We start from the raw sequence: 16,098 nt of genomic DNA, 5'->3' as shown, positions 1-16,098 counted from the left end.
GCGGCCCCCACTGCGGGGCGAACACGCCGACACCGCCGCCATCGCGCAGCTGGTAACTGCGGTCCAGTGCGTTGATCACGGCCAGCTGCACGTGCAGCGGATGACCGCTGTCGGCGTTGAAATCGTGTCCGGCGCTGAGATTCACCTGCAGGTAGGACGGCAGCTCGCCACCATTGGGCACGCCCTCGATGTCCGAACGCAGGCCGCTGCCGAACACGTAGTTGGCCCCGATCCGGTTGTGCCCGGCGAAGGCGTAGCTGAGGCCACCGGACGACGTCAGCTTCTGGTCGTGGTCGAGGTGGATCCAGTGGTTGGCCGCATAGGCCAGCGCGTCCGGATCGAGGTTGTACTGGCCGGTGATGACGTCGGTACCGATGGCCTTGTTCAGCGCGGCGTTGAAGTAGGCGCTGAACGGACCGTTGCTGTAGTCGGCACTGAACTCCAGGCCGCGGATATGGCCACGGCGATAGTTGAAGGTCGAATAGATGTAGGCGGCGCCGAACTGGCCTTCGTCCTGCAGGCGGGCGACGCGTCGGTCATACGCATCCAGGCCCAGGGTCAGGTGCTCGCCCAGTTGCTGCGAGACGCCGATGTCGTAGTAGTCGCTGCGCTCGGCCAGCGGCGTGTTGTTGCCGCCGCTGGGCTGCTGGTTGGTGGTGCCGTCGTATAGCGCGATGTCGCTGCTGGCGATCAGTTCGCTGGCCGGTGGCGTGAAGTAACGTGAATAGCCGGCGTGCACGGTGGTGCTGTCGCTGGCATTCCAGACCACGCCCACGCGCGGGCTGAGCTGGCCCTCGTTGTGGCCGAAGGCTTTGTAGCGGTCGCCACGCAGGCCGTAGTTCACGGTCCAGTCGTCGCCGAGCTTCCATTCGTCCTGCACGTACAACGCCAGCGTGCTGGCATGGAACGCGCTGCGGTCAGGTATCAGCAGCGGTGTGGTGCTGGACTGCTGGCCGGCATCATCAACCGGGAATACCCAGCTGTTGTTGCTGGCCCGCGCGTTCTCGTAGTTGCCGTACAGGCCGTAGCGCAATGTGTGGTCGTTGCCCAGTGGGGTGGAGAAGTCGGCCTGCAGGGTGTTGGCGCGGTTGCTGCGCTGGACCTGCGAGGCGACGCCGCTGAACACCAGATCGCCGACCACATCGGGATTGAAGCCGACATCGCTGTATCGCTGCCCGGCCGAGACCTGGTAGGCGGTGTCGCCCAGTGTGCCCTGCAGCACCAGCATGCCGAAGCGCGTGGTCTCGCGCTGGGTCTCATCCAGCTGGCTGGAATCGAAGGTGGTGGTGTCCAGGTAGCCGAACTGCGGCGTCTGGCCGGGGTTGACCGGAATCTGGAAGCGGTTGTTGGCGAAGCCGGCGAACACGCTCAGGCGGGTGGTGTCGTTGACCAGATAGGTCAGGTCGGCGAACGCCTTGCCTTGGTGGGTATCGTCATGCTCCGGCTTGCGCGAACGGGTCGGGTTCTCCAGGCCGATTTCGTTCTGGTCGTAGTTGCCGGTCAGGAACCAGCTCCAGCGCCCCTGCGAGCCCCACCATGAGGCATTCGGATTGACCTTGCCGAACGAGCCGGTGGTGATGCCGACGCTGCCGCCATTGCCGAGCTCGGCGCCACTGCGGGTGGTGATGTCGACCACCGCGGCGGTGCGCTCGCCGAACTGTGCTGGCAATGCCCCGTCCATCAGCCGGATGCTCTTGATCGTGCGCGCATCCAGGGTCTGGCCGAAGCCGGAGATCGATTCGGGCAACAGCACGCCGTTGATGCGGTACTGCAGATTGGCGTGGTCGCCGCGCACGTGCACGCCGCCATAGGAATCCTGGACCACGCCCGGCGCCTGCAGCAGCACCTGGCTGAGCGGCGCGGAGGCGCCCAGCGGCTGCTTCTGGATGTCCTCGGCGGTGATCTGGTACTGGCTGCTGCCGATGTCCGGCGACAGTGCGTTGCGGGCCTGGTCGAGCTGGGCGCTGACGGTGACCGTGTCGAGGTCCTTCACGGGAGCGGCGGCATCGGCGGCCACAGCGAGGGAAGGCAGGCTGGCCAGGGTCAGGGCGAAGGTGATGCCGGTAGCGAGCAGGGAGGGCTTCATGGCGGATACGCTGTGGAAGGGGCCAATGGGGATTGAGTGTTACTTCGTAACAGTGCGTGGCGAATCATGCGCCTGTCCGGCTGGCCGTGGGCATGCCGCTTTTGGCCGATCGCGATGCCCTTTCCCCGGCGTTCAGTCATGTGCAGACGCCGTTCGACCCTTTGCGACAGCGGTCGGCTCTGCGACCATGAACGTCTCCCACCTCCGGAAGCCTGCAATGAGCCTGTCCGCCGTTTCGCCTGTCCCCGATCCCGTCGCAGCGGCCACCGGCGCTGCCTGGTCGCCGGAGAGCTGGCGTGGCAAGACCGCGCTGCAGATGCCGACCTACCCGGACCCTGTGGCGCTGGACGCTGCCCTGCACGAGCTGAAGCGGCTGCCGCCGCTGGTCACCTCGTGGGAGATCCTGGCGCTGAAGCAGCAGCTGGCCGAGGCCCAGGAGGGCAAGCGCTTCCTGCTGCAGGGCGGCGACTGCGCCGAGAATTTCAGCGACTGCGAATCGGGCACCATCTCCAACCGCCTGAAGGTGCTGCTGCAGATGAGCCTGGTGCTGGTTCACGGCCTGCGCCAGCCGGTGATCCGCGTCGGTCGTTTCGCCGGCCAGTACGCCAAGCCGCGTTCGGCCGATACCGAGACCCGCGACGGTGTGACGCTGCCGAGCTACCGCGGCGATGTGATCAACGCGCCGGCCTTCACCGAGGCGGCGCGCCTGCCGGACCCGAAGCGGATGCTGCAGGCCCACGCGCACTCCGCGATGACGATGAACTTCGTGCGGGCGCTGATCGATGGTGGCTTCGCCGACCTGCACCACCCCGAGTACTGGAACCTGGAGTGGGTAAGCCACTCGCCGCTGGCCGCCGAGTACCAGAAGATGGTGGCCTCGATCGGTGATGCGGTGCACTTCATGGAGACTCTGGCTGGGGCCCGCGTGCACAACCTCAACCGCATCGATTTCTACACCTCGCACGAGGCGTTGCTGCTGCCCTACGAGCAGGCGCTGACCCGGCAGGTGCCGCGCCAGCAGGGCTGGTTGAACCTGAGCACGCATTACCCGTGGATTGGCATGCGCACCGCTGCGCTCGATGGCGCACACGTGGAATACCTGCGTGGCGTGCGCAATCCGATCGCGATCAAGGTCGGCCCATCGGTGACGCCGGACCAGCTGCTGCGCCTGATCGACGTGCTCAACCCGCATGACGAACCGGGCCGCCTGAGTTTCATCCACCGCATGGGTGCGGCGCAGATCGCCGAGAAGCTGCCGCCGCTGCTGGATGCGGTCAAGCGCGATGGCCGTCGCGTGCTGTGGGTGTGCGATGCGATGCATGGCAACACCGAAAGTACCGCCAACGGTTTCAAGACACGTCGCTTCGACAATGTGCGTGGCGAAGTGGAGATGTCGTTCGATCTGCATGCGGCCGCAGGCACGCGCCTGGGTGGTGTGCACCTGGAACTGACCGGCGAGGACGTGACCGAATGCACCGGTGGCGCACGCGAGCTGACCGAGCGTGATCTGGAGCGCGCCTACCGTTCGACCGTGGACCCGCGGTTGAACTACGAGCAGTCGCTGGAGATCGCGATGGCGATCGTGCGCAAGCAGGAGCAAGTGCGGTAAGGGTTTTTCGGCAGGGCTTGCAGCCCTGCACCTGCCCAGAATCCGAAGCAACAGCAAAAGCAACAGCAGAAGCGGCATTCCGTGGGATGGCGGGGCGGTGTGGGTGGTCAGGACACGCCGTAAACCTGTGGTGGTCAAGTATTTTTGGACACTCCCAAAGGGAGTTCAGGCCACCTGCTCTTCACAAAGCGCAGGTGGCACAAGGCCGTTGGCACTGTGCGGCCGACGGTGGTTGTACCAGTCCACGAATTGCTCGATGTCTGCTGCAGCCTCCTGTCGAGTGGGGTATTTGGAGTAAAGCCACTCCCCTTTGAGGGTGGCGAAAACCCGTTCCACCACCGCGTTGTCCCAGCAGTTGCCCTTCCTGCTCATGCTTTGGGTGATGCCGTTGTCACGCAGAATTTCGGCCATGGCATGGCTGGTGTACTGCCGACCTTGATCCGAGTGGAAAAGTAGTCGCCCGTTGGGACGACGCTGTTTCAGAGCCCCACGCAGGGCTCTGACGGCCAGCCAGGCATCCCCTTCGTGAGAGTGGGCCCAGCCCACGATCCGTCGGGCAAACAGATCCACCACGATGGCCAGATAGAGCCAGCCTTGCTGGGTCGGGATGTAGGTGATATCCCCTGCCCAAACTTGGTCGGGTGCCTCCGGGTTGAATTGGCGTTCCAACACGTTGGGCGCGGTCAGTGCCTGCGGCCCCAGACTGTGGTACTTGTGCCGCCGGTGCTGCCGCGCCCTGACGCCGGCCCGGCGCATCAGCGTCCGGGCGCGGTAGCGACCCACTGGCAGGCCGCGATTGGTCAGCTCCCTGGCCATCTTGCGAGAGCCACAGCTCCCCCGGTGGGACTGATGAATGCGACGAACCAGATCAACCTGGGCCAGCAGTTCCCGGTCAATCCGGGGCTCCCGGTGCAGCCAGGCGTAGTAGCTGCTACGGGGATAGTCCATCAACTGACACACCAACCGGATCGGAGCGACCTTCCCCAATTCCTGGATCACCTGTTCCGGTGATCGCTGTCCCGAATGAAGAAGGCGATGGATTTTTTTAGTAGGTCGCGCTCCTCCTTGAGCCTGCGATTCTGGGCCTCCAGCTCGGCGATTCTGACCTGGGCATCTACGGGCGGTGCCTCGGCCTGCGGGTCATGTTTTCGACGCCATTGCTCGATCCAGCGCCTCAGCGCCGTCGGGCCGACATCCATCAGCTGGCAGACGTCCCTGACTGTCTGCCCCTCCACAACCACAAGGCGAACCGCCTCGTCCCTCATGCCCTGAGTGATCTGCTTTGCCATGGGTCTACCTCGATGCTTGAAATTGATCCTATCGAGTGTCCAAGTTGATTAGACCACCACAACCCGTCCATGGGGGCTCGATGGCGCCATCCATGGCGCCAACGGTCCTGTCCACCCACACCGCCCCGCCTCTGACAGATCCCTGTGGTCTGTTGGTAACTGCGGCCGTTGTTCAGCGCGGTTGTTGGTGGGTGTCGACCTTGGTCGACACGATTTTTCTTGCATATATCGAATGAGTCATCCACGCACGGCGTGGATCTACCGTGTCGACCAAGGTCGACACCCACCAGGGCAATACGCCGTTCCGACAGGTCGCAAGAATCTGTCGAAGGCGGGGTGGGTCCGGTTGCGGGGGCGTGAGCCGCATGGATGCGGCGACCGAGCCTCCATGGATGGATCCACGGCGTCCCCCGCAACCGGACCCACCCCGCCATCCCACAGGAAACCCGCTTCTGCTTCGGCTGTTGCTGTTGCTGTTGCTCCAGCTCGCAGCAGGTGCAGGGCTGCAAGCCCTGCCGATCAACACCCTGCCTACGAACGGCTGACGTGACGCTCATGCCCCATGCGCGAGGCTGTCTGCTTGGCTGTTCGAGTGGAGGTGGCAACAGTGCACTGGCAAAGCGCACAGGCCTACGCATGGCCGTTGGGATTGGCAGCAGTAGTGGGTGGCATCGGCGCGTGGCTGATCCTGTGGATCTACCATCGGCTGAAGGGGCGTGATCGACGGCGCGCCCGCATCGGCCGTGTGCTCGGGCTTCCGATGGCCACTGCATGGCCGCTGCTGCTGTTGATTCCCGCGTTGCAGGCCACACCGCTGCAGGATCCGTTGCTGGGCAATCTGCAGCATGTGCTGCACATCGCGCTGACCGCGTGCTTCATCTGGTTGCTTGTACGCGCGGTGGCGGCCGGTGAGCGCGCGATCCTGCGCAGCCATCCCATCGATGTCTCCGATAACCTGGAGGCGCGCCGCATCCAGACGCAGACGCGGGTGCTCAGTCGTGTGCTGATGGGCGGCATCGTCGTGCTGGGCGCGTCGTTGGTGCTGCTGACCTTCCCGATGGTGCAGAAGATCGGTACCGCGCTGCTGGCCTCGGCGGGCCTGATCGGTCTGGTGGCCGGTATCGCGGCCAAGCCGGTGTTCGGCAACCTGATCGCTGGCCTGCAGATTGCAGTGACGCAGCCGATCCGCCTGGATGACGTGGTGATCGTCGAAGGCGAATGGGGCCGCATCGAGGAGATCGGCAGCAGTTACGTGGTGGTGCGCATCTGGGATGAGCGGCGGATGGTGGTGCCGTTGACCTGGTTCATCGAGAACCCGTTCCAGAACTGGACGCGGCGCAGCGCCGATCTGCTCGGCACTGCGTTTCTGTGGCTGGACTACCGGGCGCCGATCGCGGCGATCCGCGCCGAACTGGAGCGCATCTGTCGTGGCGAAGCGCTGTGGGATGGCCGGGTCTGCGTGACCCAGGTGACCGAGACCAGTGAGCGTGCGATCCAGGTGCGGCTGCTGGTCAGCGCGCGCAGCTCCGGTGATGCCTTTGACCTGCGCTGCCTGGTGCGCGAGCGCATGCTCGACTTCCTCGCGCGTGAGCATCCGCAGTCGCTGCCGCAGGTGCGTGCGCGGTTGCAACACGAAGACGAGCTGGATATGCCGCGCGGACCACGTGCGCGCACCGCGGATGTGCGTTCGCCTGGCGCGGAGGATGGTGAAGCGGCGATCGTGCCGGCGGAGCCTGACCAGCCTCTGTAGCGCCGGGCCATGCTCGGCCGCTTTCGATTTTCCGGTGAAGCCGAGCGTGGGCTCGGCTCTACAGAAACACGATCACGGCTCGCCGGCGTCGATCAGTGCATCGGTGTCGAAGTGCGGCGGCTTGCGCGCACGGGTGCGCTGCTCGTAGGCGTAGGCCATTTCGATCAGCTTCGGCTCGCTCCAGGCGGTGCCCATGAACAGCAGGCCGACTGGCAGGCCATCGATCTGGCCCATCGGCACGGTCAGGCTGGGGTAACCAGCGACGGCAGCGGCGCTGTAGCTCTCGCCGGGGAAGTCGTCGCCTTCGCTGCGGATCGGCCATGCCACACCGGTGGTGGGTGCGACCAGGGCGTCGAGCTGGTGGGCGGCGAGGGCGGCGTCGATGCCTTCCGGGCCGGCCAGGCGGCGCGCATCGCTGCGCGCGCGGATGTAGGCGGGGTCGGCCAGGCCAGCAGTGGCATCGGCCTCTACCAGCAGCTCCTGGCCGAACAGGCCCAGTTCCTGCTTGCTGTGCGCCTGGTTGAAGGCAATCAGTTCGGCCAGGCTGCGCAACGGCGCGCGGTGGGTGCTGAAGTAGCGCTCCAGCCCGGCCTTGAATTCGTACAGCAGCAGCGTGCGCTCGGCTTCGGCCCAGGCGCCCTGGTTGGGCAGCTCGACGGGGACCACGACGGCACCAGCGCGACGCAGCTCGGTCGCTGCCTGATCGATCAGCGGCGGCATGCCGCGGTACTTCAGCAGCGGCGTCTGCAGCAGGCCGATGCGTTTGCCGCGCAGGCCCTGCGGGTCCAGGCGTGCGGTGTAGTCGTAGACCGCGCGGCCGGGCATGGTGGCGGTGGCCGGGTCGGCATCATCGCGGCCGGCGATCGCGGTCAGCACGGCGGCAGCGTCGGCGACGCTGCGTGCCATCGGCCCGGCAGTGTCCTGGCTGAAGGAGATCGGGATGATGCCGTCGCGGCTGACCAGGCCGACCGTCGGCTTCAGGCCGACCACGCCGTTGATCGCCGCCGGGCAGACGATGCTGCCATCGGTCTCGGTACCGATCGCCACGCTGGCGAGGTTGGCGGCCACGGCCACCGCGCTGCCGCTGCTGGAGCCACAGGGCGAATGACTCAGCCGATAGGGATTGCGGGTCTGGCCACCGCGCGCGCTCCAGCCGGAGATGGAATCATTGCCGCGGAAATTGGCCCATTCGCTCAGATTGGTCTTGCCCAGCACCACCGCACCGGCTTCGCGCAGCCGGCGCACCAGGTAGGCATCGTCCGGACGGAAGCCCTGCAGGGCCAGAGAACCTGCACTGGTGGCCATCGGCGCGGCGTTGATGTTGTCCTTCAGCAGCAGCGGGATGCCATGCAGCGGGCCGCGCAGGCGTCCTTCGCGGCGCTCGCGGTCGCGCGCGGCGGCTTCCTTCAGGGCATCGGGGTTGAGCTCGATCACTGCGCGCAGGCGTGGCCCGGTGCGGTCCAGGGCGGCGATGCGCTGCAGGTAGGCCTGGGTCAGGGTGGTGCTGTCCAGTTCACCGGCGGTCATTCGCGCCTGCAGGTCGGCGACATCGGTTTCGGCGTACGGGAACGGCACGTTGCGGCTCGCAGGTTCGGCCGCATGCGCGCTGGGCGTGGCCGGGCTGCAGCCAGCCGAAAGCAGCGCCGGCAGCGCGGCGAGCAGGCAGGTCAGCAGAGGCGGCAAGGACGGGCGCATGGGGCGGCTTGGTCGGCTCCAATCCCCAGTGTAGCGGGTGCTCAGCGGTGGCGCTTGCGCAGGTCGCGGGCGAGGACGTAGACCACGATCAGGTTGATCGCCAGGATCGTCCATGACGGCCAGCCGGGGTGGCGGATGATGGCGAAGATGTCGAACGGCAGGTACAGGGCGGCGGTCAGGCAACCCAGCCAGGAGGCCCAGGCCTTGGCCCGCCACAGGCCCCAGGCTTCGACCAGGTGCAGCAGGCCGTAGCCGATCATTCCCGCCGCGGCCAGGTGGACCGCGTCGGGACTGATCATGTGCAGCAGCGAGGGCAGGGTGCCATGGTCCGGATCCAGGCTGAAACGCCGGATCAGGACCATGATGCCGTGCCGCAGCGGCTGCGGCCCGAGCACTTCCAGCCCGGTGGCGGCCAACAGCGCAAGCATCGCCTTGCTCGCTTCGAGCAGGGCGATGACATGCAGGCCCGGATGCCGGTGTGGATCCGGGTTGTAGCCGCTCTGGTTCACGAGGTGCTGGCTCAGCCGCCGCGCGAAGCCTTCTTGCGGTCGCTTTCGGTCAGGAACTTCTTGCGCAGGCGGATCTCCTTCGGGGTGATCTCGACCAGCTCATCGTCTTCGATGAAGTCCAGGGCCTGTTCCAGCGAGTACTTGATCGCCGGGGTCAGCTGGATCGCATCGTCCTTGCCCGAAGCGCGCATGTTGGTCAGCGGCTTGGTCTTGATCGCGTTGACGGTCAGGTCGTTGTCCTTCGAGTGGATGCCGACCAGCTGACCTTCATACACGTTGTCGCCTTCAGCAGCGAACAGCTTGCCGCGTTCCTGCAGCGGGCCCAGCGAGTAGGCCGGAGTGGTGCCCGGTGCATTGGCGATCATCACGCCGTTGATGCGCTTGGCGATCGCGCCCTGTTCCTTCGGACCGTAATGGTCGAACACGTGGAACAGCAGACCCGAACCCTGGGTCAGGGTCTTGAACTCGTTCTGGAAGCCGATCAGGCCACGGGCCGGGATCGAGTATTCCAGGCGAACACGGCCCTTGCCGTCCGATTCCATGTTCTTCAGCTGGCCCTTGCGGGTACCCAGCTTTTCCATCACGCCGCCCTGGTGGATTTCTTCGATGTCCACCACCAGCTGCTCGATCGGCTCCATCATCTGGCCGTCGATTTCCTTGATGATCACTTCCGGACGCGACACGGCCAGCTCGTAGCCCTCGCGGCGCATGTTCTCGATCAGCACCGACAGGTGCAGTTCGCCACGGCCGGAGACCAGGAACTTGTCAGCGTCTTCCAGCTGCTCGACCTTCAGGGCCACGTTGTGGACCTTTTCACGGTCCAGGCGGTCCTTGATCTGGCGGCTGGTCAGGAACTTGCCACCGGACAGGTCCTTGTTGCCGGCGAACGGCGAGTTGTTGACCTGGAAGGTCATCGAGATGGTCGGCTCGTCGACGGTCAGCGCCGGCAGGGCTTCCGGGAAGTCCGGCGCGCAGATGGTGTCGGAGATGGTCAGCTCCTGGATGCCGGAGATGGCCACGATGTCGCCGGCCTCGGCCGAATCCTGCTCGATGCGCTCCAGGCCCATGAAGCCCAGCACCTGCAGCACCTTGCCGTTGCGCTTCTTGCCTTCACGGTCGATGACCGCGACCTGCATGTTCTTCTTCAGGGTGCCGCGCTGGATGCGGCCGATGCCGATCACGCCCACGAAGTTGTTGTAGTCCAGCTGGCTGATGCGCATCTGGAACGGGCCTTCCGGGTCCACTTCCGGACGCGGCGCGTGCTGCATGATCGCTTCGTACAGCGGGGTCATGTCGCCGTCGCGCACGGTGTCTTCCAGGCCGGCGTAGCCGTTCAGGCCCGAGGCGTAGACGATCGGGAAGTCCAGCTGCTCGTTGGTCGCGCCGAGCTTGTCGAACAGGTCGAAGACCTGGTCGATCACCCATTCCGGACGGGCGCCCGGACGGTCGACCTTGTTGACCACGACGATCGGCTTGAAGCCCATTGCGAAGGCCTTCTGGGTCACGAAGCGGGTCTGCGGCATCGGGCCGTCCATCGCGTCGACCAGGATCAGCACGGTGTCGACCATCGACAGCACGCGCTCGACCTCACCACCGAAGTCGGCGTGGCCGGGGGTGTCGACGATGTTGATCCGGTTCTTGATGCCGGTCTTCTTGTCTTCCCAGGTGATGGCGGTGTTCTTGGCCAGGATGGTGATGCCGCGTTCCTTTTCCTGGTCGTTGCTGTCCATCACGCGCTCGGCGAGGACGGTGCGCTCGGACAGGGTGCCGGACTGCTTCAGCAGCTGGTCGACCAGGGTGGTCTTGCCATGGTCGACGTGGGCGACGATGGCGATGTTGCGAAGATTTTCGATGGACATACGAAAGGGGGCCAGTCGGCGCCGGATTTGGAAAAAGAAGTCCAACATTATACGTCGAACTTGACGATTCGCGAAAAGGTGGATTTCACACCAGTCATGGGGCCCATTCAGCTGGCTGTCCGCAGCGGCGGCCGAGGCCGTCAGGACCGTCGTGCGGGGCTCCCCCGCCGGCGGCTGAAGCCGGGTTCTCCACCGATGGTCGAAGCCGCCGCCGCCACGAGGCAGGTGTAAACTAGGTGGCTAGACGCGTTCCCCTCTGCATCAAGGATCTTCATGTCCCTCATCGCCACTTTCGACACCACCCAGGGCCCGATCAAGGTCGAGCTGTTCGCCGACAAGGCGCCGCTGACCGTGGCCAACTTCGTGAACCTGGTCAAGCACGGTTTCTATGACGGCCTGATCTTCCACCGCGTGATCGCCGACTTCATGATCCAGGGCGGCTGCCCGCAGGGTCGTGGCACCGGCGGCCCGGGCTACAAGTTCGAAGACGAGAAGAATGGCGTGAAGCACGAGGTCGGCTCGCTGTCGATGGCCAACGCCGGCCCGAACACCAACGGCAGCCAGTTCTTCATCACCCACATCAAGACCGACTGGCTGGACGGCCGCCACACCGTCTTCGGCAAGGTCCTGGAAGGCCAGGCCATCGTCGATTCGGTCAAGCAGGGCGACGTGATCCATTCGATCACCCTGGAAGGCGACGTCGACGCCGTGCTGGCCGCCCAGGCCGAGCGCGTCGCGGAGTGGAACAAGCACCTCGCCGCCTGACCCCCCTTCGAGACGGCCACCCACGGGTGGCCGTTTCCCTGTTCCCCGCCGCCCGCCAGGCCAGCGTGGCCACGCCCGCGGCGTCCCATCAAACGCTTGCAAGCAAGAGGAAACCCCCATGAAAGCACCCGTTCGTGTTGCCGTGACCGGCGCCGCCGGCCAGATCGGTTATGCCCTGCTGTTCCGCATCGCCTCCGGCGAAATGCTGGGCAAGGACCAGCCGGTCATCCTGCAGCTGCTGGAACTGCCGGTCGACAAGGCCCAGGCCGCCCTGAAGGGCGTGATGATGGAGCTGGAAGACTGCGCCTTCCCGCTGCTGGCCGGCATGGTCGGCACCGATGACGCCGAAGTCGCGTTCAAGGACGCCGACATCGCCCTGCTGGTCGGCGCACGTCCGCGTGGCCCGGGCATGGAGCGCAAGGACCTGCTGCTGGAAAACGCCAAGATCTTCACCGCCCAGGGCGCAGCGCTGAACAAGGTCGCCAGCCGTGACGTGAAGGTGCTGGTGGTCGGCAACCCGGCCAACACCAACGCCTACATCGCCATGAAGTCGGCGCCGGACCTGAAGCCGGAAAACTTCACCGCCATGCTGCGCCTGGACCACAACCGCGCGCTGAGCCAGCTGTCGACCAAGCTCGGCAAGCCGGTCGGTGGCATGGAGAAGCTGGTCGTGTGGGGCAACCACAGCCCGACCATGTACCCGGACTACCGTTTCGCCACCGCCGATGGTGCGTCGATCGCCGATGCGATCAACGACCAGGAGTGGAACGCCAACACCTTCATCCCGACCGTGGGCAAGCGCGGTGCGGCGATCATCGAAGCCCGTGGCTCGTCCTCGGCTGCTTCGGCCGCCAACGCTGCCATCGACCATGTGCGTGACTGGGTGCTGGGCAGCAACGGCAAGTGGGTCACCATGGGCGTGCCGTCCGACGGTTCCTACGGCATTCCGGAAGGCGTGATCTTCGGCTTCGCGGTGACCACCGAGAACGGCAAGTACACCCTGGTCAAGGATCTGCCGATCGACGACTTCAGCCAGAAGTACATCGACAAGACCCTGGCCGAGCTGGAAGAAGAGCGCGCCGGCGTCGCCCACCTGCTGGGCTGATGCAGGCGGTACCGGCTCCGGCCGGTACGTCTTCCATCAAGGTAGGTACCGACCGCTGGTCGGTACGCAGAAAACGGGGAGGCTTCGGCTTCCCCGTTTTCATTTGGAATTCCTGGAACCGCATGATCCACCTGCATTACATCGATGACGCGCTGCTGGTGGCCGAGAAGCCGGCCGGCCTGCTGTCCGTGCCCGGCCGCAGCGCCGAGAACCAGGACTGCGTGGTCGCGCGCCTGCAGACGGTGTATCCGGATGCGTTGACGGTGCATCGGCTGGATCAGGTGACCTCCGGCCTGCTGCTGCATGCGCGAGGCAAGGAGATGCAGGCCGCATTGTCGATGCAGTTCGAGCAGCGCCAGGTCGGCAAGTGCTACGAGGCCATCGTGCAGGGTCTGATCGAAGGCGAGGCCGGCGAAGTGGACCTGCCATTGATCGTGGACTGGCCGAACCGGCCGAAGCAGATGGTCGACCATGAGCGCGGCAAGCCGGCGCTGACGCGTTGGCGCGTGTTGGCTCGTGATGTTGAAGCGCAGCGCACGCGCGTGGAACTGGAACCGATCACCGGCCGCAGCCATCAGCTGCGCCTGCACATGGCCAGCCTTGGTCATCCGATCGCCGGCGATGTGCTGTATGACGCGGCACCGGCGCAACGCGTGCATCTACATGCGCGCAGCCTGCGGTTTACGCATCCGCTGACGGGCGAGGCGCTCGCGTTCGAGTCCGCGGCTCCGTTCTAGGGGCCGGCAGGGCTTGCAGCCCTGCACCTGCCGAAGCTTTCAGGCAACAGCAACAGCAACGTCAAAAACTAAAGCGGCATTCCGCGGGATGGCGGGGCACTGTGGGTGTGCGGGGACGCCGTGAACCCATCCATGGGGGCTTGGTCGCGGCATCCATGCCGCTCACACCCCGCACACCCACAGTGCCCCGCCTTCGACAGATTTCCGTGGTCGTTGGTAGGTGTCGACCTTGGTCGACACATCTGTCAGAAATCGAATCGAATGGAATTCATCCGCGCATGGCGTGGATCGAGCGTGTCGACCAAGGTCGACACCCACCAAGAGCAGGCAATGCCAGCCCGAAAGATTGCGGGGAACTGTCGAAGGCGGGGTGGGTCCGGTTGCGGGGGCGTGAGCCGCATGGATGCGGCGACCGAGCCTCCATGGACGGATTCACGGCGTCCCCCGCAACCGGACCCAGCCCGCCAACCCTCAGGAAACCCGCTTCTGCTGTTGCTTCGGCTTCTGCGGGTGCAGGGCTGCAAAGCCCTGCAGAACAAACCCACCCCCCTACCAAGGTAGGGCGGCCCGCACGCCAGCGCCGGACTATCCTCGAACCCATGACTTTGTCTGGGAGGGCTGCGTCATGAACTACGAGGAAACCTACCGTCGCTCGATCGACGAGCCGGAGGCCTTCTGGGGCGAGGAAGCCAAGCGCATCCATTGGCACAAACCGCCGCAGCAGGTGCTCGACTACAGCAACCCGCCGTTCCGGCGCTGGTTCGTCGGTGGTGAAACCAATCTCTGCTACAACGCCGTGGATCGCCACCTGGCCGAGCGCGCCGACCAGCTCGCGCTGGTCGCCATCTCCACCGAAACCAACAGCACGCGTGAGATCACCTATCGCCAGCTGTATCGCGAAGTGAACGACTTCGCCGCCGTGCTCAAGCACCTCGGCGTCGGTCACGGTGACCGCGTGGTGATCTACATGCCGAACATGGCCGAAGCCGTGTTCGCGATGCTGGCCTGCGCGCGCATCGGTGCGGTGCACTCGGTGGTGTTTGGTGGCTTCGCCGCGCACAACCTGGCGCTGCGCATCGACGATGCGAAGCCCAGGCTGCTCATCGCCGCCGATGCCGGCATGCGCGGTGGCAAGCTGATTCCGTACAAGCCGATGGTCGACGCCGCCTGCGCCGAAGCGGCTTCGCCGCCACCGCATGTGCTGATCGTGTCGCGTGGGCTGGATGCAGCCGAACCACGCGTGCCGGGCCGTGATGTGGAGTACGCCACGCTGCGTGCGCAGATCGGGGAAGTCGATGTGCCGGTGCAATGGCTGGAAGCAAGCGAACCGAGCTACCTGCTGTACACCTCCGGCACCACTGGCAAGCCGAAGGGCGTGCAGCGCGACGTGGGCGGCTATGCGGTGGCGATGGCACAGTCGATGGAGACCGTGTTCGACTGCAAGCCGGGCCAGGTGATGTTCTCCACCTCCGATGTCGGCTGGGCGGTGGGCCATTCCTACAACGTGTACGGCCCGCTGATCGGTGGCTGCACCTCGCTGCTGTACGAAGGGCTGCCGACGAATCCCGATCCGGGCATCTGGTGGGCGCTGTGCGAGCAGTACAACGTGCGCACGATGTTCTCGTCGCCCACCGCCATCCGCGTGCTGAAGAAGCACGACGCAGACTTCATCCATCGCCACGACCTGCGCGCGCTGAAGTACCTGTTCCTGGCCGGTGAGCCGCTGGATGAACCGACCGCGCACTGGATCAGCGAAGCGCTTGGCAAGCCGATCATCGACAACTACTGGCAGACCGAAACCGGCTGGCCGGCACTGACCCTGCTGCCGGGCCTGGAGATGAAGCCGGTGCGTTTCGGTTCGCCGGGCTTCCCCAATCTCGGCTACCGGATGAAGGTGATCGACGAGAACACCGGCGAGGAAGTGGCACCAGGGCAGAAGGGCGTGCTGGTGGTGTCGCCGCCGTTGCCGCCGGGCTGCATGAGCACGGTGTGGAATGATGACAATCGCTTCCTGCAGAGCTACTTCAGCCACTTCAAGGAACTGCTGTACAGCTCGCTGGACTGGGCGATCCGCGACGACGATGGCTACACCTTCATCCTCGGCCGCACCGATGATGTGATCAACGTGGCCGGGCACCGCCTGGGCACGCGCGAGATCGAGGAGGCCATTTCCAGCCATCCGCGCGTGGCCGAGGCTGCCGTGATCGGGGTCAAGGACGAACTGAAGGGGCAGGTGCCGCTGGTGTTCGTCACCCTCAAGCAGGGGCTCGATGGCGAGGATCCGGCGACGGTGGTGGCGGAGATGATGGCCACGGTGACCACCTCGCTCGGCGCGGTCGCGCGCCCGGCGCATGTGCATGTGGTCAACGCACTGCCCAAGACCCGTTCGGGCAAGTTGTTGCGGCGCTCGCTGCAGGCGCTGGCCGAACAGCGCGACCCGGGCGACCTGTCGACGCTGGATGACCCCAGCGCGCTGGAGGAGATCCGCCGGGCGCTGGGGCGCTGATCTGCTTCTGTAGAGCCGAGCCGATGCTCGGCTCCGCATGCCTTGCCAAAGCAGCCGAGCATGGGCTCGGCTCTACAGAGGAGGCCGTTGCTGCACCGCAGCTTCCTCCCTGCAACCGGTGCGCTAAGCTCGGTTGCAGGGGAGCGTGCCCGCCAGGGCGCGCCGGCATTGCGCATCGAGGGAGGGGG

General features: G+C 65.5%; 11 protein-coding genes. 6 read left to right on the top strand and 5 right to left on the bottom strand.

Annotated features, from left to right (window positions below):
* A partial coding sequence (locus tag N5D20_RS07945; protein ID WP_279948123.1) for a TonB-dependent receptor occupies window positions 1-2,086 on the bottom strand: 2,086 nt, incomplete at its 3' end.
* 217 nt (window positions 2,087-2,303) lie between these two features.
* On the opposite strand from N5D20_RS07945, the gene N5D20_RS07940 reads away from it, so the two are divergent.
* Entirely contained in the window at window positions 2,304-3,695 is a 1,392-nt protein-coding gene (locus N5D20_RS07940; RefSeq protein WP_010483972.1) for a 3-deoxy-7-phosphoheptulonate synthase class II, read from the top strand.
* A gap of 165 nt (window positions 3,696-3,860) precedes the next feature.
* On the opposite strand, the gene N5D20_RS07935 is transcribed toward N5D20_RS07940, so the two are convergent.
* Window positions 3,861-4,984, bottom strand: a protein-coding gene (locus N5D20_RS07935) for an IS3 family transposase (protein ID WP_231298559.1) whose coding sequence is annotated in 2 segments (ribosomal slippage) — window positions 3,861-4,744 and window positions 4,744-4,984 — 1,125 coding nt in all. Because the reading frame shifts where the segments join, the coding sequence is not laid out codon by codon here.
* A 562-nt stretch (window positions 4,985-5,546) separates the two neighbouring features.
* Here N5D20_RS07935 and N5D20_RS07930 point away from each other — a divergent pair.
* Window positions 5,547-6,734 (top strand): mechanosensitive ion channel family protein, encoded by a 1,188-nt coding sequence (locus N5D20_RS07930; RefSeq protein WP_265330694.1) that lies wholly within the window; start codon window positions 5,547-5,549, stop codon window positions 6,732-6,734.
* A 72-nt stretch (window positions 6,735-6,806) separates the two neighbouring features.
* Here the strand turns inward: N5D20_RS07930 and N5D20_RS07925 are convergent, their stop codons facing one another.
* From N5D20_RS07925 to typA, 3 genes are read right to left on the bottom strand one after another with little or no spacing between them, the layout of a single operon-like run.
* Window positions 6,807-8,429: an amidase gene (locus N5D20_RS07925; RefSeq protein WP_217015213.1), complete on the bottom strand. Its 1,623-nt coding sequence runs from the start codon at window positions 8,427-8,429 to the stop codon at window positions 6,807-6,809.
* Between the two features lie 41 nt (window positions 8,430-8,470).
* On the bottom strand, window positions 8,471-8,938 hold the full coding sequence (locus N5D20_RS07920; RefSeq protein ID WP_197578702.1) for a DUF2127 domain-containing protein: 468 nt from the start codon (window positions 8,936-8,938) through the stop codon (window positions 8,471-8,473).
* Window positions 8,939-8,949: 11 nt separating this feature from the next.
* The gene (typA, locus tag N5D20_RS07915) at window positions 8,950-10,797 is read right to left on the bottom strand and encodes a translational GTPase TypA (RefSeq protein ID WP_010483969.1); all 1,848 of its coding nucleotides are present in this window, start codon (window positions 10,795-10,797) and stop codon (window positions 8,950-8,952) included.
* Window positions 10,798-11,070: 273 nt separating this feature from the next.
* Between typA and N5D20_RS07910 the strand changes: the two genes are divergently transcribed.
* The 4 genes from N5D20_RS07910 (at window position 11,071) to prpE (ending at window position 15,910) form a co-directional block, all read left to right on the top strand.
* Window positions 11,071-11,562 (top strand): peptidylprolyl isomerase, encoded by a 492-nt coding sequence (locus tag N5D20_RS07910; protein ID WP_004153629.1) that lies wholly within the window; start codon window positions 11,071-11,073, stop codon window positions 11,560-11,562.
* 118 nt (window positions 11,563-11,680) lie between these two features.
* On the top strand, window positions 11,681-12,667 hold the full coding sequence (locus N5D20_RS07905) for a malate dehydrogenase (protein ID WP_004153634.1): 987 nt from the start codon (window positions 11,681-11,683) through the stop codon (window positions 12,665-12,667).
* Between the two features lie 122 nt (window positions 12,668-12,789).
* Complete coding sequence (locus tag N5D20_RS07900; RefSeq protein ID WP_279914746.1) at window positions 12,790-13,404, top strand: RluA family pseudouridine synthase; 615 nt, start codon at window positions 12,790-12,792, stop codon at window positions 13,402-13,404.
* Between the two features lie 625 nt (window positions 13,405-14,029).
* Complete coding sequence (gene prpE / locus N5D20_RS07895; protein ID WP_279914745.1) at window positions 14,030-15,910, top strand: propionate--CoA ligase; 1,881 nt, start codon at window positions 14,030-14,032, stop codon at window positions 15,908-15,910.
* The last annotated feature ends 188 nt before the right edge of the window (window positions 15,911-16,098 follow it).

The sequence above is a fragment of the Stenotrophomonas sp. GD03877 genome (assembly GCF_029840555.1).
In the GTDB taxonomy this organism is placed as follows: Bacteria; Pseudomonadota; Gammaproteobacteria; order Xanthomonadales; family Xanthomonadaceae; genus Stenotrophomonas; species Stenotrophomonas geniculata.
This window is presented reverse-complemented; position numbering and strand designations above follow the sequence as displayed.